General features: G+C 60.9%; 21 protein-coding genes and 1 tRNA gene. 15 read left to right on the forward strand and 7 right to left on the reverse strand.

Translation table 11 applies throughout. The features are described 5' to 3' along the window. Window positions 1-414 precede the first annotated feature (414 nt). From DAES_RS17210 to DAES_RS04125, 5 genes are all read left to right on the forward strand, one after another. Complete coding sequence (locus tag DAES_RS17210; RefSeq protein WP_157864802.1) at window positions 415-2,169, forward strand: AIPR family protein; 1,755 nt, start codon at window positions 415-417, stop codon at window positions 2,167-2,169. Window positions 2,170-2,709: 540 nt separating this feature from the next. Beyond that, window positions 2,710-4,227, forward strand: a complete 1,518-nt coding sequence (locus tag DAES_RS04110; protein ID WP_013513775.1) for a catalase — start codon at window positions 2,710-2,712, stop codon at window positions 4,225-4,227. A gap of 235 nt (window positions 4,228-4,462) precedes the next feature. Continuing rightward, window positions 4,463-7,195: a cobyric acid synthase gene (locus tag DAES_RS04115; RefSeq protein WP_013513776.1), complete on the forward strand. Its 2,733-nt coding sequence runs from the start codon at window positions 4,463-4,465 to the stop codon at window positions 7,193-7,195. A 380-nt stretch (window positions 7,196-7,575) separates the two neighbouring features. Next, entirely contained in the window at window positions 7,576-7,839 is a 264-nt protein-coding gene (locus tag DAES_RS04120) for an RNA recognition motif domain-containing protein (protein WP_013513777.1), read from the forward strand. Window positions 7,840-7,979: 140 nt separating this feature from the next. After that, a complete protein-coding gene (locus DAES_RS04125; protein WP_013513778.1) occupies window positions 7,980-9,068 on the forward strand; it encodes a mechanosensitive ion channel family protein in 1,089 nt (362 codons plus the stop codon). Window positions 9,069-9,110: 42 nt separating this feature from the next. Here DAES_RS04125 and DAES_RS04130 read toward each other — a convergent pair whose 3' ends face one another. From DAES_RS04130 to lepA, 3 genes are all read right to left on the reverse strand, one after another. After that, window positions 9,111-9,644: a ferritin-like domain-containing protein gene (locus tag DAES_RS04130; RefSeq protein WP_013513779.1), complete on the reverse strand. Its 534-nt coding sequence runs from the start codon at window positions 9,642-9,644 to the stop codon at window positions 9,111-9,113. 224 nt (window positions 9,645-9,868) lie between these two features. Then, window positions 9,869-10,486 carry a signal peptidase I gene (lepB, locus tag DAES_RS04135; RefSeq protein ID WP_013513780.1) on the reverse strand — a complete coding sequence of 206 codons (618 nt, stop codon included), beginning with the start codon at window positions 10,484-10,486 and terminating at the stop codon, window positions 9,869-9,871. 24 nt (window positions 10,487-10,510) lie between these two features. After that, complete coding sequence (lepA, locus tag DAES_RS04140; protein WP_013513781.1) at window positions 10,511-12,316, reverse strand: translation elongation factor 4; 1,806 nt, start codon at window positions 12,314-12,316, stop codon at window positions 10,511-10,513. 300 nt (window positions 12,317-12,616) lie between these two features. Between lepA and DAES_RS04145 the strand changes: the two genes are divergently transcribed. Together DAES_RS04145 and DAES_RS04150 are read left to right on the forward strand one after the other, a co-directional pair. Further along, the gene (locus DAES_RS04145) at window positions 12,617-13,138 is read left to right on the forward strand and encodes a hypothetical protein (RefSeq protein WP_041271607.1); all 522 of its coding nucleotides are present in this window, start codon (window positions 12,617-12,619) and stop codon (window positions 13,136-13,138) included. Further along, the gene (locus DAES_RS04150) at window positions 13,125-13,841 is read left to right on the forward strand and encodes a hypothetical protein (protein WP_013513783.1); all 717 of its coding nucleotides are present in this window, start codon (window positions 13,125-13,127) and stop codon (window positions 13,839-13,841) included. Before DAES_RS04145 ends, DAES_RS04150 begins: the two co-directional genes overlap by 14 nt. A gap of 79 nt (window positions 13,842-13,920) precedes the next feature. On the opposite strand, the gene DAES_RS04155 is transcribed toward DAES_RS04150, so the two are convergent. After that, window positions 13,921-14,014 (reverse strand) — tRNA-Sec (locus DAES_RS04155). A 232-nt stretch (window positions 14,015-14,246) separates the two neighbouring features. On the opposite strand from DAES_RS04155, the gene DAES_RS04160 reads away from it, so the two are divergent. Then, entirely contained in the window at window positions 14,247-14,540 is a 294-nt protein-coding gene (locus DAES_RS04160; RefSeq protein WP_013513784.1) for a hypothetical protein, read from the forward strand. Between the two features lie 30 nt (window positions 14,541-14,570). Here DAES_RS04160 and DAES_RS04165 read toward each other — a convergent pair whose 3' ends face one another. Genes DAES_RS04165 through DAES_RS04175 form a run of 3 tightly spaced genes read right to left on the reverse strand, consistent with a single transcriptional unit; the run spans window position 14,571 to window position 15,890 of the window. Then, window positions 14,571-14,984 carry a hypothetical protein gene (locus DAES_RS04165; protein ID WP_013513785.1) on the reverse strand — a complete coding sequence of 138 codons (414 nt, stop codon included), beginning with the start codon at window positions 14,982-14,984 and terminating at the stop codon, window positions 14,571-14,573. A 14-nt stretch (window positions 14,985-14,998) separates the two neighbouring features. Beyond that, window positions 14,999-15,301 (reverse strand): hypothetical protein, encoded by a 303-nt coding sequence (locus DAES_RS04170; RefSeq protein ID WP_013513786.1) that lies wholly within the window; start codon window positions 15,299-15,301, stop codon window positions 14,999-15,001. Then, window positions 15,291-15,890 carry an RNA polymerase sigma factor gene (locus DAES_RS04175; RefSeq protein ID WP_013513787.1) on the reverse strand — a complete coding sequence of 200 codons (600 nt, stop codon included), beginning with the start codon at window positions 15,888-15,890 and terminating at the stop codon, window positions 15,291-15,293. Before DAES_RS04175 ends, DAES_RS04170 begins: the two co-directional genes overlap by 11 nt. Window positions 15,891-16,130: 240 nt before the next feature. Here DAES_RS04175 and DAES_RS04180 point away from each other — a divergent pair, with 240 nt between their 5' ends. The 7 genes from DAES_RS04180 (at window position 16,131) to ablB (ending at window position 22,634) form a co-directional block, all read left to right on the forward strand. Next, a complete protein-coding gene (locus DAES_RS04180) occupies window positions 16,131-16,430 on the forward strand; it encodes a putative quinol monooxygenase (RefSeq protein WP_013513788.1) in 300 nt (99 codons plus the stop codon). A gap of 135 nt (window positions 16,431-16,565) precedes the next feature. Further along, on the forward strand, window positions 16,566-17,816 hold the full coding sequence (locus DAES_RS04185; protein WP_041271344.1) for a response regulator transcription factor: 1,251 nt from the start codon (window positions 16,566-16,568) through the stop codon (window positions 17,814-17,816). A gap of 312 nt (window positions 17,817-18,128) precedes the next feature. Continuing rightward, entirely contained in the window at window positions 18,129-18,914 is a 786-nt protein-coding gene (locus DAES_RS04195; protein WP_013513790.1) for an ABC transporter substrate-binding protein, read from the forward strand. Window positions 18,915-19,004: 90 nt separating this feature from the next. Beyond that, a complete protein-coding gene (locus DAES_RS04200) occupies window positions 19,005-19,661 on the forward strand; it encodes an amino acid ABC transporter permease (protein WP_013513791.1) in 657 nt (218 codons plus the stop codon). 79 nt (window positions 19,662-19,740) lie between these two features. Next, window positions 19,741-20,478 carry an amino acid ABC transporter ATP-binding protein gene (locus DAES_RS04205; RefSeq protein ID WP_013513792.1) on the forward strand — a complete coding sequence of 246 codons (738 nt, stop codon included), beginning with the start codon at window positions 19,741-19,743 and terminating at the stop codon, window positions 20,476-20,478. A 13-nt stretch (window positions 20,479-20,491) separates the two neighbouring features. Beyond that, complete coding sequence (gene kamA / locus DAES_RS04210) at window positions 20,492-21,805, forward strand: lysine 2,3-aminomutase (RefSeq protein ID WP_013513793.1); 1,314 nt, start codon at window positions 20,492-20,494, stop codon at window positions 21,803-21,805. Next, window positions 21,795-22,634 carry a putative beta-lysine N-acetyltransferase gene (gene ablB / locus DAES_RS04215; protein ID WP_013513794.1) on the forward strand — a complete coding sequence of 280 codons (840 nt, stop codon included), beginning with the start codon at window positions 21,795-21,797 and terminating at the stop codon, window positions 22,632-22,634. Before kamA ends, ablB begins: the two co-directional genes overlap by 11 nt. Window positions 22,635-22,737: the final 103 nt, after the last annotated feature.

Here is a 22,737-nt window from a genome sequence, read left to right on the forward strand (position 1 = left end):
ATCACCAATCTGCGCGGGCGTTTTTCGGCTGTTTAGACAGCGTGAACCAAATGGCGCAATAATGATTTTGTACCGAACGAATGGTACTTGGTGCCAGAGAGCACGAATAGGAAAAGGCTATACACAGATTCCCTTGACGGTGGGCCACATAGGAGAAAAGGGGCTTTCCCACGCTTATCCGCGAGTAAGCCCGGCCAAGAATCTGATCAAATCCGGTCTGCTCCCGAATCAAGTCCTCCGTTTCGCTCCGTCCGTGATTCGAAAAGCCGCAGCCTCGGCTTTGTCAGCTTCTAGGCCGCACTTACTAATCGCTCGGGTTGGATTTGACTTGAAATATCTATTCTTGATATGCTATATGTATTTAAGGCAAACATTCTAATATCACTTGTTATCTCGAAGGGGTGTGGTGAAGTGATGAAAGCCAGTCGGCAAGACTTTTCGCTTATAAACACAAGGCTTAAACAGTTGATGGAGATTCATGATATTGAACATTTTCAAAATGCATTTTACTATTTAGTTCTAGAACTGTTGTTTGACCTCCAAGATGATGAAATTGATAATGCGGTAACAGATAGTTTTTATCTTTCAATGGCGTCAAACAATGCCTCTGGACACGATCGAGGTATAGACGCCATCTACATAGACGATAACTCGGCACCTCCGATTGTTCATTTGTTAAATTTTAAATATACTAGCAAATTTGACAACCTTTTGAGCCACTATCCTTCCCGTGAAATTGATAAGGTGCTCTCCTTTTTTCACGATTTGATGAGTGAGGGGATGGATTCGTTTGAAAATGCTAATAGTGCGTTAAGGGATAAGATTAATGATATTTGGAAGTTGATGGACTCAGATACTCCAAGTTTCCGCATTCATTTTTGCAGTAACAGCTATAATGCTTTCGAGGAATCTGAGAAAAAAAGAATTGATAGCAAAATTTGCAATTATTCGAACACGTCAGTGGAATACCACTTAATGCCAGACCTTGTTGAAATAATGACCCACAAAAGCAAAACGATAATCAGCGGGAAAATTAAAGCTATTGACAAAAAGTTTTTTGAAAAGTCTGAGGGTGATATCCGGGCTTTAATATTGGAGGTTGATGCAAAGGATCTTCTTAGGATTGTATGTGATGATGAAGGGCTTAGGAATGACGCAGCTCTTGAAGACTATGAAGTGTTGAAGACAAGAAAAATACTAGAGGAAGCCTTTGAGGATAATGTTCGTGTGTATTTAACACAGCGTTCAAAAATCAACAAAAACATCAGAAAAACGGCTCTTTCAGAAAGCAGTCACAGGTTTTTTTATTTCAACAACGGAATAACAATAACGTGTAGAAAATTTTCCTATCCAAACTATAGGGCTCCTATTGTAACGCTAGAAGATGCACAGGTCGTAAATGGTAGTCAAACTATTCATGCTCTTTTTGAGGCATTTCTAAAGGATAGTTCTAAATTCGATCATATTCAAGTGCTTTGTCGAATTTATGAAACAACCAATGCGGTCTTAAGTTCAGAGATTGCTGAGAACACAAATAGCCAAAATCCAGTTAAGAGTCGAGATATACGGTCTAATGACTATGTGCAAAAGAAACTGGAAGTTGAGCTTCTGTCGAAAGGCTTCTACTATGAGAGAAAGCGTGGGCAACATAGAGACAAGAAAGGTGGTGTTCGAATTGATGCAGAGAAAGCGGGGCAGGCATTGATGTCTTTCTATAATAAATTACCAGCTGAGGCAAAAGATAAGAAGCGCTTAATTTTTGCAGAAAAATACGAAGATGTGTTTTGCGATAGCATTACATCTGAAGAGATTGTTTTGTCATATACTTGTTATCAGTTTGTAGAAAAAATGAAGAAGAAGTGGAGGCGTGAAGCTATTTCTACAGGTGAATTTGATCAAAAATCATATTTAATGCATGCCTCGTATTATATACTTTCATTGATGCGTGTGTTGGCTGAAGGTGATGGAGTTGATATTCGTTCATCTGATCACGTTAGAACAATTGAAGCTTGCTATGAAAAAGCAGCAAGGATTGTTGAGAAAGCTGTTGAAAAAGAAGTTGACCGAGTCAAGAATACAGGCGAGACATACAGCAACCGGCTTTTCTTTAAAAGCGCCAGGCCCAAAAAATATATCTCTCAGCTCATTGATGATAAATATGAGTTTTGAGTAAGATTCATTCAAGTGGTGAGAAAAACAACTGCAGACCCAACCCGAGCGATTAGTAGGTGCGGCCTAGAAGCTGACAAAGCCGAGGCTGCGGCTTTTCGAATCACGGACGGAGCGAAGCGGAGGACTTGATTCGGGAGCAGACCGGGTTTGATCAGATTCTTGGTCGCGCCTACTCGCGGATAAGCGAGCGCCAGCCCCTTTTCTTTGGTTACTTTCTTTTGGGGCAGCAAAAGAAAGTAACCCCGCCGGGAGGGCAATACAAAAAGCTTGGAGGGAGAACCGAAGGTTCGACCAGCTCTTTTCCTCATTTTCCTTTCTCAATCTTCTCTCAGCCCCCCTTACGCACCGCCACCACCGCCCCTCTTTCTTTCCGATTATCCTTCCTCTCGTCGGCCAGATGGGGTAGACTTCAAGGTAAATCGAAAATAGTAGCCATTCCTATTTAGCTATGATAAGAAGGCTCAAACGAGATGTTGAAAACATGCCGGTGGGCGCACCCCCCGTGTTCATCGGCCTAAAGCGTATGGAGGAAATACAATGGCAAAAAAGAAAAAAGAGACGTTGACCGGCGCGTTTGGCCACCCTATTGGCAATGACCTCAACTCCGTGACCGCCGGGCCGCGCGGGCCGGTACTGATGCAGGATGTGCATCTGTTGGAAAAGCTCTCCCATTTTGATCGCGAGCGCATTCCGGAGCGGGTGGTCCATGCCAAGGGCGCGGGTGCCTACGGCTATTTCGAGGTCACGGCGGACGTGACCAAATACACCAGGGCCGCCTTTCTCTCCAAGGTGGGCAAGAAGACCGACGTGTTCGCCCGCTTCTCCACCGTGGGCGGCGAAAAGGGCAGCGCCGACGCCGAGCGCGATCCGCGCGGGTTTGCCCTCAAGTTCTACACCGAGGAAGGCAACTACGACATGACCGGCAATAACACCCCGGTCTTCTTCATCCGCGATCCGCTCAAGTTCCCGGACTTCATCCACACCCAGAAGCGCGACCCGGCCACCAACCTGAAAAGCCCGACCATGGCCTGGGATTTCTGGTCTCTGACGCCCGAATCCATCCATCAGGTGACCATCCTCTTTTCGGATCGTGGCACTCCGGCCACCTTCCGCAACATGAACGGCTACTCCAGTCACACCTATAAGTGGTATAATGCCAAGGGCGACTACTTCTGGGTCCAGTATCACTTCAAGACCGACCAGGGGATCAGGAACCTGACCGGCCCGGAAGCCGCCGCCATGTGCGGCAAGGACCCGGATCACGCCACCCGCGACCTGCACGACGCCATCGCGCGCGGCGAGTATCCCTCCTGGACCCTGGAGATGCAGATCCTCACGCCCAAGCAGGCCGAGAAGTTCGGCTGGGACATCTTCGATATCACCAAGGTCTGGCCGCACAAGGAAGTCCCGCCCATCACCGTGGGCAAGCTGGTGCTCAATCGCAACCCGGAGAACTATTTTGCCGAGGTGGAGCAGGCCGCCTTCAATCCGAGCAACCTGGTGCCCGGCATCGGCGTGTCGCCCGACAAGATGCTCCAGGGCCGCCTGTTCTCCTACCACGACACCCATTTGCACCGGCTCGGGCCCAACTACCACCTGATCCCGGTCAACCAGCCCAAGAACGCGCCTGAGAAGAGCTACCAGCGCGACGGTGCCATGCGCACGGACCACAACGGCGGGGGCGGCCCCAACTACTGGCCCAACAGCTTTGGCGGTCCGGCCCCGGACAACACCTCCATCGAGCCGCCCATCCCCCTGGACGGCCAGGGAGGCCGCCACGAGTTCGCCCACAAGAACGACGATTTCGTGCAGCCGGGCAACCTCTACCGCCATGTCATGACCGAGCAGGACCGGGCCAATCTGGTCAGCAACATCCTGGGTAGCCTGGGTCAGACGCCAAAGCCCATCCAGTTGCGCCAGTGCGCCCTGTTCTACAAGGCGGACGCGGACTACGGCACCCGTGTGGCCAAGGGGCTCGGCCTTGATCTGACCAAGGTCAAGACGCTGGCCTCCATGACCCAGGAGGAGCGCGTGGCCGCCACGCCCGTCAAGTAACATATTGTCCCGGATATCCCGGCGGGCCGTTCCCGCCGGGCAGCCCGCTTCCCCAAAGGCCCCTGTCCGCACCCCCGGCAGGGGCCTTGCCTTTGGCAGGGCGCCCGGTGGTCATCCGGGTTGTTCCCTGTCGCTCTTTGGCATATTTCACCCTTGTCTCGCGGCGGCTTTCAGCGTAGAACTTCGTGAAGTCTCAATAAAATCTAGACTTCGGGCCGCGTGACGCAGTCCGCCCATGTCCGGCAAGGGCTTTGGGGCGGTGGCAGGCGGCCTGGACGACGGAGGCACGGTGAAGCAGCGCGTTCTCGCGGGAATCCCCGATGTCCTGGACGAACAGCGGTTCGCCCATGGCGGCAACCTGCGCCGTCTGGCCGAGCAGGCCGGATGTCGGCCCGACGAGCTTCTCGACTTCTCGGCCAACGTCAATCCGCTGGGACCGCCGCCGTGGCTGGGCCAGGTGGTGGGGCAGGCGCTCCAGTCCGTGGATGCCTACCCGGACCCGGACTGCCACGATCTGCTCATGGCCGCTGCCGAGGCGTACAAGGTCTGGCCCACCCAGGTCATCGCGGGCAACGGCGCGTCCGAGCTGATCTTTGCCGCCGCTTCCCTGGGCGGATTCGGCCAGGCGGTCATCCCGTCGCCCACCTATGTGGACTACGCCAGGGCGTGCAAGGCGCACCGGCTCAAGGTGGTCGAGACGCCGCTCGGGGACGACCTGAGCGTCAACTTTCCGGCCATGGGGCGGCTTTTGACTACGCCGTCGCTGGTTTTTCTGTGCAATCCCAACAACCCCACGGGCGCGCTTTTTTCCCCGGCCGACCTGCGCGAGGTGGCGGCCATGTTCCCCCGCTCCCGTTTTGTGGTGGACGAATCCTTTGCCGAGTTCCTGCCCGAGGAAGCCGACCGCCTCATCCGCGACAGGCCGTCCAACGTCATCACCGTGCTCTCCATGACCAAGTTTTTCGCCATCCCAGGCCTGCGCCTGGGGTTGGCCTTTGCCGACCCGGACGTGATCCTGCGCCTCAAGCAGGCCATGCCCGCGTGGTCGGTCAACACCCTGGCCCAGAAGGTGGGCGCGCGCTGCCTGCGCGACACGGCCTATGCGGCGCGCACCCGCGAGCAGACCGCGCTCCTGCGCGAGAATCTCGCCTCGGGCCTGCGCCATGTGCCGGGCATCCGGGTGTTGCCGGGCGTGGCCAACTATCTGCTCTGCCGGGTGGAGCGCGTGGGCCAGGATGCGGTGCCGCTCAAGGAGAGGCTGCTGGCGGAGCACCGCATCGCCATCCGGCTGTGCGGCAATTACGAGGGGCTGGACAACAACTGGTTCCGCGTGGCCGTGCGCGGCGGCGACGACAACGAGCGGCTGATCCGGGCCATGGAGGCGGTCAGCGGCACCGGGCGCGGGCCGGTGGTCCGGCGCACCAAGCGCACCCCGGCCCTGATGCTCCAGGGCACCAGCTCCAACGCGGGCAAGTCCGTGCTGGCCGCCGCGTTTTGTCGCATCTTTCTCCAGGACGGCTACAATGTGGCTCCGTTCAAGGCCCAGAACATGTCCCTCAATTCGTTCGTCACCGACGAGGGGTGCGAGATGGGCCGTGCCCAGGTGACCCAGGCCATGGCCTGCCGCCAGCGGCCCGACGTGCGCATGAACCCGGTGCTGCTCAAGCCGGGGTCGGACACCGGCTCCCAGGTCATCGTCATGGGCCGTCCGGTGGGCAACATGAGCGTGGGCGAATACGTGCGCTACAAGCCGCGCGCCTGGGAGGCGGTTGTGGCGGCCTACGACTCCCTGGCCAACGAGCACGACATCATGGTCCTTGAAGGCGCGGGCAGCCCTGCCGAGGTCAACCTCAAGCACCACGACATCGTGAACATGGCCATGGCCCGCCATGCCGTCGCCCGCGTGCTCCTGGCCGGGGACATCGACCGGGGCGGCGTGTTCGCTTCCATGGTCGGGACCATGAGCCTGCTCACCCCGGCAGAGCGCAGCATGGTCGAGGGGTTCCTCATCAACCGTTTCCGGGGCGACGAGTCGCTGCTCGAACCCGCCTTTGGCCAGATGTTCGAGCATACGGGCAAGCCGGTCCTGGGCACCATCCCCTATATCCATTCCCTGGGGTTGCCCGAGGAGGACTCGGTCTCGTTCAAGGAAGGGTTCCGGCCCGAGGCGCGCAAGCTGTCGCCCGACCAGTGCGTGGACATCGCGGTCATCGACCTGCCGCGCATCTCCAATTTCAACGACATCGACCCGCTCCACGCCGAGCCGGACGTGCGCGTGCGCGTGGTGTCCGACGCCCACGCCCTGGGCACGCCCGACGCGGTCATCATCCCCGGCTCCAAGTCCACGGTGCCGGACATGAAGGCCCTGCGCGGGGCGGGCATGGCCGCGGCCCTGCGCGCCCTGGCGGGCAACGGCGGCAGGACGCGCGTCATCGGCATCTGCGGCGGCTTCCAGATGCTCGGCGAACTGGTGGACGACCCCTTTGGCCTGGAGTCCGAGACCACGCGCATGGACGGCTTCGGCCTGCTGCCCGTGCAGACCACCCTGGTGCCGGAGAAGACCCTGACCCGGACCTGGGGCACGCACGTCAAGTCGGGCTGCGCGGTTCACGGCTACGAGATCCACCACGGCCAGACCAAGCCCCTCTCGGACTCCCTGCGCGTGGCCCTGCGCGACAACGCGGGCCAGCCCCTGGGATACGCCAGGGACGATGGCCGGGTCTGGGGCACTTACCTGCACGGCCTGTTCGACGCCGACGAGTTCCGCCGCTGGTTCATCGACCAGCTGCGCAGCGACAAGGGGCTGGCCCCGCTGGGCACGGTCCAGGTGCGCTTTGACCTTGAGGACGCCCTGGACCATCTGGCTGGCGTGGTCCGGCAGGCGGTCTGCATGGAGAAGATATACAAGGCCCTCGGCTTCAGCGGCTGCTGCACCCAGGCCAGCCTGTTCCGCGCCGCGGGCGGCTGATCCCCGGTGCCGGAAAAAAGCATCGCGGTCGGCCTCCTGCGGATTTTCTTTGTCAAGGCACCATGCAAATACTGATTTAATTTTTTGTCATTTTATCCAGTCAGGGAAGGGTGATAAGGTGCTCTTTGCAGCTTTCGCCTGTGCGGCTCGATATTTTTTTATTGGGTGAATGAAAAATATGTGTTGACTTTCCCTTGTCGATAGCGGATGAGTGGCTCTCAAACGCCAGCGACACCCGTGGAGGTGTGGTCCCCTTGTGGCTAGGCTGGTTGAAAACGAACAGGTATATCGAGGGGCAGCGTGCGCATCTTGTACGCTGCCCTGTTTTGATATAGGCGCATGTGCGCCACTGCAACACTACTTTCTCAGGAGAAAATTGAATGTCCAAAAAACTGTATGTCGGCAATCTGTCCTGGTCCTCCACTGAAGACGACGTCCGCGCCGCTTTCGAAGCCTATGGCGAAGTGACCTCTGTCAACCTCATCGAGGATCGTGAAACCGGTCGTCCCCGTGGCTTCGGTTTCGTCGAAATGGACGATGCCGGCGCTCGCGAGGCGATCGCCGCTCTGGACGGCAAGGAATTCGGTGGCCGTAACATCAAGGTCAACGAAGCCAAAGCCCGTGAAGAACGCCCCCGCTGGTAGTTCCCGTAGATAAGGATCCGTCCTGATATACGGCGCCCGCTTCCCCACAAGGGAGGCGGGCGTTTCGCTTTTTTGTGGCCCGGGCTGGACAGGGCGGGCATGTCTGGTATGCTTCAGGCTGCATAACCCTGGAGGGATTCATGGAACCGTTGAACATTGTCGGCTGGCTGCTCCGGGCCGGGGTGGCCGTGGCCGTGCTGATCGGGTGCGTTGCTGCCATGCGCTGGCTCAAGGCCAGGCAGGGTAGCGGCGACCGACTTTGGACCGTGCTCGCCACCGCGCTCACGCCCAGGCTCATCCCCTTTGTCCTGACCGTGGCGGCGGTGGCGATCCTGTCCGCCCTGATTCCGGTGGAGTCACTGGAGAAAGGGGCCGCGGTCCTTGTCCTCTCGCTCCTGGGTGGGGCGTGGGTCCTGCTCGCGGCCTGGGGTCTGACCATCGTTTCCTCTGGGTTGAGCGTGCTGGTGGACTGGAAATACGATGTCACGGTGGCCGACAACCTTGGCGCGCGGCAGGTGCAGACCAAGGTCAAGGTGCTCCAGCGTATCCTCGTGGTCCTGATCTGGCTCGGCGCGCTGGCCGGGGTGCTGATGCAGTTCGAGCGCTTCCGGCTGCTCGGCGGCACACTGCTGGCCTCGGCAGGCGTGCTCTCCATCGTGCTCGGTCTGTCGGCCCAGAAGACCTTCGGGTCCATCATCGCGGGCATCCAGATCGCGCTCTCGCACCCCATCAACCTCGACGACGTGGTCATTGTCGAGGGAGAATGGGGGCGCATCGAGGAGATCACCTTCACCTATGTGGTGGTCCGGATATGGGACCTGCGCCGGTTGGTGGTGCCCATCACCTATTTTCTCGATACCCCGTTCCAGAACTGGACGCGCAAAAGCGCCGAGATCATCGGCCCGGTCTCCCTGCATGTGGATTACGCCACGCCCCTGGCCCCGCTGCGCGCCGAGTTGCGCCGTCTGTGCGAGGCGGCGGGCGACCTGTGGAACGGCAAGACCTGCGGGCTCCAGGTGACCGAGGCCGGGCCGGAAACCATGACCGTCCGCGCCCTGGTCAGCGCGTCTGACGCCTCCAAGGCCTGGGATTTGCGCTGCCTTGTGCGCGAGGGGCTCATCGATTTCATGCGGGCCAACCACCCCGAACACCTGCCCAAGCGGCGGGTGCTGCTTGAGGATGCAGGGGCAGGCAGACCAAAGGCCGGGACCGGCAGCGAGCAGGCATGAAAAAGGCCGACCCCAAGAGGTCGGCCTCGCATTCGGCTGCGGCTATTGCCCCTTGGCCACGGTGAAGCCCTGCGGTTGCAGGCCCGTGGATGAGGGGGTTCCGGCGATGCGCGCCAGGTAGTTGTCGCCAAGCTTGTCTATGTGGCTGTTCACGCCGTCAAAGTAGTTGAAATGCTCCTGCTCCTCCTCGACGATGGTTTCGAGGAGCTTCTCGCTGATGCTGTCGCCGTTTTCGCGACAGACGAGCAGGAACTGGTTGTACATGTCGATGGTCACATCCTCGAGGTTGGCGGAGAAGCCGAAAATCTCCTTCACGGCCTGTTCTCTGACGGTCTTGGCGTCAGGCTCGCTGACAGGCTCCCCGCCCAGCTCCTTGATCCGTTCCGCAAACATCTCTGCGTGGCGCATCTCGTCGATGGCGATGAGCTTCATGTTTTTCGCCAGCTCGCCGTAGTCCATGTTGTCCAGCCCGTAGTGCTGGTTCATGTATTGCGAGATGGCGGTCAGCTCCATGGCCCGCGCCTTGTTCAGGGTTTCGATGACTTTCTTGCGCCTGGATTCCTTGTCTTTTGCCATGCTGCACGTCCTTTTTGTCGGTTTGAGGACATCCGTGTCCAATAACCACTGTACCACAAGTCGCTCAAGGCAGGCAATGTGGGAGGGGCATTCTCATCTGGCGGGAACCTGTCCAGGGGCGGCCACGGGCCGGGGCAAGACGATCAAGACCGACGCGTGGCTGCACCACGCGTCGGTCTTGATCGTCTCGCGGCAGGGCCGCATTCGTGAATATGATCAGGCTGCTAGATGAACAGCGTCCCGATCCGGTTCAGGCGGATATCGGTGATGGAGCCCCAGGACCAGTAAATGACCAGGGCCTTGCCCACGATCTTTTCGCGCTTGACCGAGCCCCACCAGCGGGAGTCATGGGACGCCTCGCGGTTGTCGCCGAGCATGAAGTACTGGCCTTCTGGCACGACAAAGGGGCCGAAGTTGTCGCGCACCGGCTCTATGGTGTGCTTGGTGTGCCGGGTGTAAGGCTCGTCCAGGGGCTGGCCGTTGATGTAGACGACCTTTTCGCGGATTTCCAGGGTCTCGCCGGGCAGGCCGATGACCCGCTTGATGAAGTCCTTGGTTTCGTCCTCCGGGTATTTGAAGACGATGATGTCGCCGCGCTCCGGGTTGCCGGTCTGGTAGAGCACCTTGCCGTCGGTGGTGTCGAGGAAGACCGTGGAGGGCAGGCGCAGATCATAGGCGAATTTGCTGACCAGCAGGTGGTCGCCGATCTGGAGCGTTTCAAGCATGGAGCCCGAGGGAATCTTGAAGGCCTGGACCACGAAGGCGCGGATGACGAACGCGAGGAGCAGGGCCACCACGATGGCCTCGACCGTGTCGCGCAGGGATTTGAAGGAATTGTTCATGAGTATGCCTTATCAATGATTTGGTTAGTCTTCGTCAGCCTTGAGGACCGACAGGAAGGCCTCCTGAGGGATCTCGACGTTGCCCATGCGGCGCATGCGCTTCTTGCCTTCTTTCTGCTTTTCCAGGAGCTTGCGCTTGCGCGAAATGTCGCCGCCATAGCACTTGGCCGTGACATCCTTGCGGAAGGGCGCGTTGCGCTCCTTGGCGATGATGCGGTTGCCGATGGCGGCCTGGATGACCACCTCGAACATCTGGCGCGGGATGGACCGCTTGAGCTTGAGGGCCAGGGATCGGCCCGTGCGCGCCGAGTTCTCGCGGTGGACGATGCAGGAGAAGGCGTCCACCGGGTCGCCGTTGATCAGGATGTCGAGGCGCACGAGGTCGGCCTCGCGGTAGTCGATGAGCTCGTAATCCAGGCTGGCGTAGCCCCTGGTGGAGGATTTGAGCTTGTCGAAGAAGTCGTACATGACCTCGGCAAAGGGCATCTCGTAGGTGATGACCACACGGCTGGTCGTGATGTAGGCCATGTTCTTCTGGAGGCCGCGCTTTTCCTCGCACAGGGCCAGGACCGAGCCGACGAACTCGTTTGGCACATGGATTTCCATGCGCACGAAGGGTTCGCGGATGGCCACGATCTTGGTGGGGTCGGGCAGCTTGCTCGGGTTGTCGATGGTCATGGTCCCGCCGCCCACGGTGTCCACCTGATAGATGACCGACGGGGCCGTGGTGATGAGCTTGGCCTCGAATTCGCGCTCCAGCCGCTCCTGGATGATCTCTATGTGCAGCAGGCCGAGGAAGCCGCAGCGGAAGCCGAAGCCGAGCGCCTGGGAGGTCTCCGGCTCGTAGCTGAAGGCCGCGTCGTTGAGCTGGAGCTTTTCCAGGGCGTTCTTCAAGGTCTCGTACTCAGAGGGCTCTATGGGGTAGAGGCCGGAGAAGACCATGGCCTTGACCGGCTTGAAGCCGGGGTAGGGCTCGTCCACCGGGTTGTCGGCCAGGGTGATGGTGTCGCCCACCGGGGCGTCCCCCAGCTCTTTCATGGAGGCGCACAAAAAGCCGACCTCGCCCGCGCCCATGGTCTTGATGTCCACGGCCTCGGGCATGAAAGCGCCGAGCCTCGTGACCTCGAACCGCTTGCCGCTGGAGAATATCCTGATGGCGTCGCCCTTCTTGATGGTGCCGTCGATGATGCGGAAGAGGACCACCACGCCCTGGTAGGAGTCGTACCAGGAATCGAAGATGAGCGCCTTGAGCCTGGCGTCCGGGTCGCCCTTGGGCGGGGGGAGCAGCTCGATCACGGCGTCGATGACGCGCTGCACGTTGAGCCCGCTCTTGGCCGAGACCATGAGCGGGTTGGAGCAGTCGAGCCCGATGATGTCCTCGATCTCGCGGGCGATGCGCTCCGGTTCGGCGCTGGGCAGGTCGATCTTGTTGAGCACCGGGATGACTTCGAGGTCGTTGTCCAGCGCGAGGTAGACGTTGGCCAGGGTCTGGGCCTCCACGCCCTGGGTGGCGTCCACCACCAGCAGAGCGCCCTCGCAGGCGGACAGGGAGCGGGAGACCTCGTAGCTGAAGTCCACATGGCCGGGCGTGTCGATGAGGTTGAGGATGTATTTCTGCCCGTCGGGCGTGGTGTAGGGAATGCGCACGGTCTGCGCCTTGATGGTGATGCCGCGCTCGCGTTCCAGGTCCATCTTGTCGAGGTACTGGTCCTTCTTGGCGCGGTCGGTGATCATGCCCGTCATCTCGAGGATGCGGTCGGCCAGGGTCGATTTGCCGTGGTCGATGTGCGCAATGATGCTGAAATTGCGAATATTCTCTGTCTTGCTCATGATTTCCGTATCTAGTGGTGACATGTCTCGCCGGTGCGGGCGCGGCCCGACGGCCAGGAGTATCGGAAGAGTCTTCTACGGCATTTGGTTGTGGTTGTCTAATATATATGGGCGGGGTCGGCGGGGGGAGAGATGCGGGCAGGATTTGATCGACCTGGGTAAGCCGTCCATAGGCTACTGCCGTTTCTGCCCCCGCAGGCCGGGCTGTCAGTGACCCATCATCCGGCAGGTGGACACCAATAGATGAACGTCATTTTTCTTCTTGCGCTATTCGCGATTCGCGAATAAGAAATAATGGTCATGTTGAAACCGCAAGACATAATCATTCTGCTCAAGCTGGCCATACAGCCCGTTCCGTACGAATGGTCCTACAGCCAGCTTGCGTATGAACTCCACATGAGTTCCTCGGAGATTCACAAGGGTGTGAGGAGGGCGGCCCATGCGCGATTGTTCGATCCCAACCGCAGGCGGCCCATTCGCAAGGCGTTGGAGGAATTCCTGATCCACGGAGTCAAATACGCCTATGCCGCAGAAATTGGCCCCATGACCAGGGGAATGCCCACCGCTCATTCGGCCCCTGTGCTCATGAAGCATTTGGCTGTTTCGGATGGAGACGTGTATGTCTGGCCGCACCCGGAAGGGGTCAGCCGGGGCATGGCGTTGTCCCCGTTGTTCAAAACGGTTCCATACATGGCGGCCAGGGATGATCGTCTGTATCAGGCCCTTGCTGCACTGGATGCCATACGCCTGGGCCGGGCGCGCGATGTGGCGCTGGCGGAGTCAATTCTTTTGCAGCTCGTTCGTGGCGATGGACCGCAGTAGGTATCAATCCATAAGCCGGGTGGCCGATGTCGCGAGACTGCTGGGCGAGCTGGCGGGTCAGTGTGTCTTTGTCGGCGGAGCCGCAACCGGCTTGCTGCTGACTGATCCTGCCGTTGCGGATGTCCGTCCAACCTTGGATGTCGATGTGATAGTCGAACTGGTCACACGGGCGGAGTTCTACAAATTCCAGGATGCGTTGCGGGCCAGAGGGTTTGTTGAGGATTGCGAGTCAGGGGTGATCTGTCGCTGGCGGCATGAACCGATTGTCCTTGATGTGATGCCGACTGATCCAGAAATCCTTGGATTCGCCAATCGCTGGTATTCGAATGCCGTCCGGTTCGCCCACGAGTACGCGTGTGATGGCGTACGCTTGCGGTGCGTCAGTCCTGCCTATTTTTTGGCGACAAAGCTGGAGGCGTTTCGTGGGCGCGGCGAGGGCGACTACATGCTCAGCCGGGATATGGAGGATTTTATAGCGGTAATCGACGGGCGGCTGGAGATTGTTGCCGATGTGGCTGGTGCCGATGACGAGGTCCGGGCCTACCTTGCGCAACAGGCTGCCGTCTTGCTGGCAGATGACGATTTTATCGACGCCTTGCCGGGGCATCTGCCGGGAGATGCCGCAAACCAGCAACGGGTGCCTTTGCTGGTGGGGCGAATGGAAGGAATTGCGGCAATGCAGTTCAAGAATCCAGAGGCCTGATTCCTTCGTGTTCTCCGCGATGTTAAGCCTGGTTTAAAAGCGAATGGCCTGAAGAATTTCAGGCCATTTTTATTAACAATGGCGGAAGCGTACAGGAGTCGAACCTGCCTGTGACATCACTGCCACACATTGGTTTTGAAGACCAAGCGCCACACCGGTGACGAAACGCTTCCATTGGTCGGACAGAGGTAGCAAGTTTGGGGCGGGCGGACAAGGAGGAATGTTTTGACCACGGTTCTGACCCAGGGTGCCGGACTTGAGACCAGAGGTCCGGGCTGTACTTTTCGGGCATGGTGTCGTAATTGAGTGAGAATGGGGCTTGCGGGGTCGGCGTGGCCGGCCTTGCCAGCCGCGATTGGATCCGCACCAGCGGCCTGCGGGCCGCGCAAGAAGCCGGAGAGTGCCATGATGGTTCGCAAAGTTCGATATGTTCTGGCCGGATGCGTGGTGGCCGGTGTTTTCGCCCTGGCCGGGGTGGGCGGCGCGTCCGACATCGGGCCGACCGTGAAGCAGTCATGTTCGCGGTGTCATACCACCAAGCGGATATGCCTGAACCTGGGCGTCAAGAGCGACACTGCCTGGAAGGCCACGGTGGCCAGGATGGTCGAAAAGGGCGCGCAGCTTCCTGCCGGTCAGATCGACGCCGCTGCCGGGTATCTCACCGGTCTGGCTCCGGGCGGCGGGACCGTCTGCGAGTAAGCCGACGCCGGGGAGCCAAGCTGCTGCCGGTCAGGGCAACGGTGGCGGCGGGGGCAGTCGGAGGAACCCGAAGCGCGGGCCCTTGCGGTCGCGCATCATCTGCTCGAAGCGCACCCCCTGTTCGGGGGTGAGCATGGAGAGTATTTCCTGTTTGCCTGTGTTAAGGATGGCCTGGATCTTTGGCCCGTTCTCGGCCCTGTGCGCCTCCAGGGCGTCGAGGGTCTGATCCAGCGTCCGCTCAATGCCGGGCATGGCCGCCGGGTCTGGCCGCACCGTGTCGGCAATGTCGGCGAGCAGTCGGGCGCGGACGGTCTCGCGGAACCGCGCATGGTCCATGGGGTGGTTGAACTGCTGTTGCAGGACCAGGGCGAGCCCGGCCACGCCCACCACCACCCCGGCGGCGAACATGGCTGCAAAGGCCACCCATACTTTCCATTTTTTCATGGTGTCACCGTGCCTTACATGCTGAGGAAAGGCGATATGGCGTAGGTCTGGGCAGCGTAGGCTCCGTAGACCTGCGCTGGCAGGGCGCTCAGACTCAAGGTCGCGGCGATCAGGCCGAGACAGCACAGCGCGGTGGCCGCCACGGCGAACCTGGGGGCCAGTCTTTCCAGGTCCGAGGCCTGGGCCGGGCGCGGGTCGAGCCTGCGCACCTCGGCCATGACCGAGCTGCGCCAGTGGGGCGGCAGGGCTGGATCACAGTGGGTGGAATGGGCCGCCCGGAGCAGACGGCCAACGGTATTCCTCTCGTTACGAATCATGCAGCCCTCCTTGGATGTCATGACGTTTCAAGAAGTCCTTGAGTTTCTTCCTGGCCCGGAAGGCGCGCACCTTGACGTTTGGCGCGCTGATTCCGAGCATCTCGGCTGTTTCCCTGACCGTGCGCTCTTCCAGAAAGGTCATGGTCAGGATCATTCTGTCGAGCGGGGTCAGCTGGTCCAGGAGCAGGGCGAGCAACTCGCGCGCATCCGCCTGTCGGGCCAGCTGCTCGAACCGTTCCGTCGATTCGGCGGCCAGGGCGGTCTCGATGAACAATTGTCCGTCCTCGCTCAGGTCGCTGGCAGGCGATTCCCTGCGCCGGTAGCGGTCCCGCCAGAAATCGTGGCAGCTGCGGGTCGCTATGGTGGACAGCCAGTGGGCAAAGGGCTTGACCGGCGCGTACCCTGCCAGCGACTTGTAGGCACGGACAAAGACTTCGTGCGCCACCTCGGCCACATGCTCGCCCGGCACATGCGCGGCCACCAGCCGGGCCACGCTGACCCCATGCCTCCGGAGCAAGAGCTCAAAGGCGTTCAGGTCACCGTTCAGAACAGCGGCGATGACCGTCATGTCGTCGGGTTTGCCGGTCATTGAATCCCTGTGTTCACGTCGCGTCCGCTTTCCGGCAAGTGTGCCTGATCGCGCCCGGTTCCACAAGGCCGCCCCCCATCCGGCAGAGTCGGAGTGTCGTCCGTTCGCATCAGAGTAATCGCGCCCGGATGCGGGAAGGTTACACCGGCATGGGGTTGTTGCCCGGCAGCCGCGGGCGTATACTGAGCCGGGGCGGCCATTGCCGCCAGAACCGGCAATGGCCGCGAAAAGGGGAGATTCATGAGCGAATGCGTGTATGTGTCGGCAGTGGTGAGCGCCAGGGAAGGATGCGGGGCTGCGCTTGAGCGGGAGCTGGGCCGGGTGGTGCCCCTGGTCCGGGCCGAGGCGGGCTGTGCTCGCTATGATCTGCATCGGAGCGACAGCGGCGACGCCTTTCTCTTTTACGAGATATGGGAGAGCGATGCGGCCCTGGCCGCCCACGGCAGGACCGCGCACATGGCCGCCATGCGCGCGGCCACGGCAGAGCTGGTGGCAGGCCCGGCAGCGGTCGCCATCTGGCGCGCCCTGGACGTGGCCTGATCGGGACGGCCCGCTGTTTTTACATATCGCCGTGGGCATGGTATGGTGTGATACTCTGCCAAGCCGTTAAACTCCGCCAGTGTTTCCCGGCATGGCGCAAAACAGCCCCGGGCTGCCATGGACCATGATCCGAATATGCGCACTGATCCGAGCATAACCCCCTTGTCCGACACGGGCGATGTCATCGACGCCTGGAGCGATCTGGTGCTCTTTGCCGATGCTCAGGGCACGGTGCGCGCGACCAGGGGCCAGCCCTTGGGCTATCTGCCCGGCTGCGACCGGACGGGTGAGCCCTTTTGGCACGGATTGGCACTGGGCACCGGCTCGCTGGCCGAGACCCTGGAGCGGTTCCCGGCCATGAGCATCCACCATATCGCCTGCTCTGGGGGGCGGAATTATCTGTTGCGTATCATTCCGCTGTCCGATGTCGTGGCCCGCGAGGGCGGGTTTGTGGTCGTGGCCACGGACAACCGGCCCATGGAGACCCTGTACGAGAGCTACGAGGAGCGGCTGGGCGACAACATCTCGGCCCTGTCCGACTCCATCACCCTGTTCAACGCCCTATTCGACACGGCCAAAGACCCGACCTTTCTCATGAGTCCCGCCGGAGTGGTCTTGTCGGCCAATGCGGCAGCCGGGGCGCGTCTGGCCCAGGCCGGTCCCGACCAGTCCCGCGACATGCCGGGCCTGGGCATGGAAGCCGTGCTGGCGGGCGACTCCAGCCGGATCGTGCGCCGGGCCATGGACGCGCTCGACCCCGGCAAGGTCTGGACAGGCCGTGTGACCGGGGCCGACGACGCGGGCGGGTTTCCTGCCGAGGCCACGTTGCGTCGCGTCCGGCTGACCGGTCACTCCCTGTTCCAGCTCATCCTGCACGATCTCTCGCCCCAGGTGGAGCTGCGCGCGGACCTGCGCGACCAGAAGGCCGAAGTGGAGAAGATGAACATCGCCCTGACGCGGGTCATCAAGGCCGTGGAGGAAGACCGGCGGGAAATGCGCCAGACCCTGACCAGCCAGGTCCGGCAGCAGATGCTGCCCGCCTTGGACCGCATCGCCAGGGCCGAGGCCGCGGACGTGCGCGAGGGCTACCGGGCGGTCATCGAGGAGCGGCTGGCCGATTTGGCCGGGGGCGACTTTTCCGGGCAGGCCGGGGTCGGACAGGCCGGGGTCGGCCAGGACACGGCCCTCTACCGACTCTCCCCCCGCGAGATGGAGGTCTGCCAGCTCATCCAGCTCGGCAGGACCGGCGCGGAAATAGCCGGGCTGCTCAACCTCGCCTTTGAGACCATCCAGACCCACCGCAAGAACATCCGGAAAAAACTCGGCCTGCGTGGCACCCGGACCTCGCTCCACGCCTACCTGCGCCAGAAGCCTCCCTTGTCCTGATATCTCGGGTATCCCCGTATACCCGAAACATCCCCGCTTTCCCCCCTTGTTCCGCATCGCGTGATGGTGTTCACTGTCTGTGAATGCGGCATGTCAAATCTGTCGTCAGAACATGATGCAAAAAACAAGCAATATCATATTGAGTGACGGTGCGACGATTGGACTGCTCGTCGCGGTGACGTGTATCATTATCGCACTCTCGGCTGGTTTCGCGCTCGATGCTCCATTTGATTTTTCCGACAGCGTCGAGCTCGACGGAAGATTCATCATCATGCCGAGAAACTGCTACCTCATCAAACCATAGGAGCTTTCATGAAGACTTTCTTGCGCTCGCTGGCCGTTCTGACGGTCACGGTTCTGCTGCTCGGTTTGGCCGCCTGTGCCGATACCGAAACCGATTCCCTTCAACGCGTGAAAAATGCTGGCGAAATCAGCTTTGCCATGAGCGGTGGCTATCCCCCGTTCAATTTCTACAGCCAGGACAACGAACTGGTGGGGTTTGACGTGGATGTGGCCCGCGAGGTGGCCACGCGCATGGGCCTGACCCTCAAGCCGGTGACCACCGAGTGGAGCGGCATTATCGAGGGGCTGCGCTCGGGCGTCTACGACGGCATCCTGGGCAGCATGGCCGTGACTGAGGACCGGCTCAAGGTCGTCAACTTCTCCACCCCCTATTACTATTCCGGCGCACAGCTGATGGTCAAAAGCGGTTCGCCGCTCGCTTTGCCCGCCGATATCAAGGGCAGGATCGTGGGCGTGGTCACGGGCACCACCTTTGCCGACGACGCGGCAAAGCTCGGCGCGGGCGAGGTCAAGCTCTACAAGGACGACACCCAGACCCTGACCGAGCTGTCGAGCGGGGTGGTGGACGGCGTGATCACCGACCGTGTGGTGGGCGTCAACGCCATGAATTCCGGCAAGTTCGACATCGTCCCTCTGGGCGCGCCCCTGCGTAGCGAGGACATTGCCGTGGCCTTCAACAAGGACGACACGACCCTGCTGGCCGAGGTGGACCGGATACTCGCGGCCATGCACGAGGACGGGACTCTCGCCCGCCTGAGCGTCAAGTGGCTGAAGACCGACATCACCACCAAGTAGCTTGGCCGCCTGTGGCGGCGCCCGACAATCCATTGGCCGGAGCCGCGCGCTCCGGCCAACCACAATCCTCAAACATACCGGACACACTGCATGTATTTTGATATCGCGGTCCTTCCCAAATATTTGCCCTATTTCATCCCGGCGGCGTGGATGACCCTCAAGGTCTCGGCCCTGGGCATCCTGCTCGGGGTGTGTCTTGGGCTGGGGACCGCGTTCATGCGCATCTCGCCCAGGCGAGTCTTGCATCTTCCGGCCCGGGCCTACATCTACCTCGTGCGCGGCACGCCGCTGCTGCTCCAGCTGCTGTTCATTTATTTCGGCCTGCGCAGCTTGGCCGGGCTGAGCGCCCTGACCTCGGCGGTTCTGGCTCTGGGCATCCACAACGGCGCGTATATCGCGGAGATATTCCGGGGGGCCATCGTCTCCATCTCAAACGGGCAGATGGAGGCCGCGCGCAGCCTGGGCATGCCCTATCCGCGCGCCATGTTGCGCATCATCCTGCCCCAGGCACTCAAGCGCGCGGTGCCGTCGCTGGGCAACCAGTTCATCATCGCCCTCAAGGACTCGTCCCTGGCCAGCACCATCACCATCAACGAGCTGTTGCTCAAGTCGCAGCAACTGGCCTCGTCCAATTTCATGATGATGGAGATGCTGTTTATCGCGGCCCTGTTCTACCTGTTTTACACCGCCATTTTCAGCTGGCTCTTCCGCCGCCTGGAGTCGAGGCTCGATGTCTCGACGCAGTAACCCCGGCAGGGGGCCGCACAGGCGCGGCCAGACAACGGCAAGACGGCGAAAGAGAATCTTCAACCAACGGGAGGGCGCGGTGGCCCAGACACCTGTCATCGAAATACACGGGCTGCACAAGTGGTTCGGCGACCACCATGTGCTCAAGGGCATTGACCTTGAGGTCATGCCTTCGGACGTGGTCTGCGTCATCGGCGCCAGCGGCTCGGGCAAGAGCACGCTGCTGCGATGCGTCAACTATCTGGAGCCCTACGACGAGGGCACGGTCAAGGTGAGCGGCCAGCTCGTCCATGGAGACGAGCGGTTCATCAATGCGCTGCGCTCCAGGGTGGGCATGGTCTTTCAGCACTTCAACCTGTTCCCGCACATGACCGTGCTGGGCAACGTCATCGAGGGGCCGACCCAGGTCCGGGGCATGCCCAAGGGGGAGGCGCGCAAGCTGGGCCGCTACTATCTGGACAAGGTGGGCCTGAGCGACAAGGAGCACGCCTATCCCCAGACTCTTTCGGGCGGGCAGAAGCAGCGCGTGGCCATCGCCCGCGCCCTGGCCATGGAGCCGGAGGTGATGCTTTTTGACGAGCCGACCTCGGCCCTGGACCCGGAGCTGGTGGGCGAGGTGCTGGCCGTCATGCGCCAGTTGGCCGACGACGGCATGACCATGATGGTGGTCACCCACGAGATGGGCTTTGCCCGCGAGGTGGCCGACGCCGTGGCCTTCATGGACCAGGGCGTGATCCTGGAACGGGGCCGTCCCGAAGCCATCTTCGACGCGCCGCAGGAGACCCGGACACGGGAATTCCTCGGCCAGATTCTTTAACAAGGGAGAGACATTGACCATATTCAACGAACATCAGCAGGAGGTTGCCAGAACCCTGCGCAACTCGGTTTCCCGGTCCGACTGGACCGACTGGAAATGGCAGGTGCGCAACGCCGTCAAGACCGTGGACGATTTCGAGCGCGTGCTCGGCATCGAGTTCCCGGCCAGGAAGAAGCGAGTCTATGAACAGACCCTGGGCAAGTTTCCCATGGCCGTGACGCCATACTACCTGTCGCTCATCGATGTGGACGACTACGCCAACGATCCGGTCTTTCTCCAGTCGTTCCCCAGCCCGGAGGAGCTGAAGATAGGCCGCTACGACATGACCGACCCCCTGCACGAGGACGAGGACAGTCCGGTGCCGGGCATCACCCACCGCTATCCCGACAGGGTGCTCTTCCACGTCAGCAACACCTGCGCCATGTACTGCCGCCACTGCACGCGCAAGCGCAAGGTGGGCGATGTGGACTCCATCCCCTCGCGCGACAATCTTGAACGCGGGCTGGAATACATCCGCAACACCCCGCAGGTGCGCGACGTGCTCCTGTCCGGCGGCGATCCGCTGATGCTCTCGGACGAAAAGCTCGACTGGCTGCTGACCGAGATCCGGGCCATCGACCACGTGGAAGTGGTGCGCATCGGCACCCGCACGCCCGTGGTTTTGCCCTACCGCATCACCGACGAGTTGGTGTCCATGCTCGCAAAGCATCACCCGCTGTGGCTCAATACCCATTTCAACCATCCGCGCGAGCTGACCGCCTCGTCGCGGCGGGCCATCCAGCGGCTGGCCGATGCGGGCATCCCGCTGGGCAACCAGTCCGTGCTCCTGGCCGGGGTCAACGACTGCCAGCGGCTCATCCGCACGCTCAACCTGAAGCTGATCAAGAACCGCATCAGGCCGTACTACCTTTACCAGTGCGACCTCTCGGAAGGGCTGACCCATTTCCGCACGCCCATCGGCAAGGGCATCGAGATCATCGAGAGCCTGCGCGGTCACACCAGCGGTTTTTCCGTGCCCACCTACGTGGTGGATGCGCCGGGCGGGGGCGGCAAGATCCCGGTCATGCCCAACTACGTGGTTTCCTGGGGGCCGAACAAGGTGGTGTTGCGCAACTACGAGGGCGTCATCACCACCTATCACGAGCCTGAGAGCTATGAGGCAAAGTATTGCGACCGTGAGTGCGCCAAGTGCAACCTCCAGCTCAAGGAGGACGACGCCGAGGAAAAGGCCATCGGTATCGAGAGATTGCTCTCGGACTGGGACGAATGCACCAGCCTGACGCCCGAAAGCAACGAGCGCATGGGGAGGCGTGACGATGCCGCATGATCAAGTCACCCGGCTGGGCAACTCCATTGTCCAGCACGGCCCGGCCAACGACCGGGTCTACCTGATGAAGCTCGACCGGGCTGACCTGCCCGGCATCGTGGACGCCATGCACGCCCTTGGCCGGGAGCGCGGCTACACCAAGCTCTTTGCCAAGGTTCCCGCCGACGCGGCGGATCATTTCTCCCGGCGCGGCTTTGTCAACGAGGCGCGGGTTCCGGGCATGCGCCGGGGCGAGGCGAGCGCCTGCTTCATGAGCCGCTACTTGGCCCGCAGACGCGGCGTGCCGTCCAACCCGGAGCGCCTCGCCGATGTCCTCGACGTGGCCGAGCGCAAGTCGCGCACGCCCGCCGTGGCCGCGTCGGGTCCGGCTGTGGTCCGTCTGGGCCATGAACACGCCGACGCCCTGGCCGCGCTCTACGGCTCGGTGTTCGAGACCTATCCCTTTCCCATCTCGGACCCTGGCTACCTGCACGAGGCCATGGATTCGGACGTGGCCTTCTTCGGCATCCCGGCCAAGGACGGGCTGGCCGCAGCCGCGTCCGCCGAGATGGACATGGGCTGGAAATGCTCGGAGATGACGGATTTCGCCACCCTGCCAGCCCTGCGCGGCAGAGGCGCGGCAGGGCGGCTGCTGGCCCGCATGGAGGACGCCGTGCGCGACAAGGGCATCCGCACCGCCTACACCATTGCCCGCGCCGCCAGCTATGGCATGAACACGGTCTTTGCCCGCGCGGGATACCGCTACGGCGGCACCCTGCACAACAACACCCAGATCGCCGGGCGGCTTGAGAGCATGAACGTCTGGCACCGGCGGCTCGCCGCCCGCTGACGCGGTCCGTCGCCTCACTTGTATCGCGCTGGCGGCAGAGTGGTCGAGCCTCGTCGTCTCCGCATTATAAATCAGGGGTTTAGGATGAATTTCCTAAACCCCT

Source organism: Pseudodesulfovibrio aespoeensis Aspo-2 (assembly GCF_000176915.2).
In the GTDB taxonomy this organism is placed as follows: domain Bacteria; phylum Desulfobacterota; class Desulfovibrionia; order Desulfovibrionales; family Desulfovibrionaceae; genus Pseudodesulfovibrio; species Pseudodesulfovibrio aespoeensis.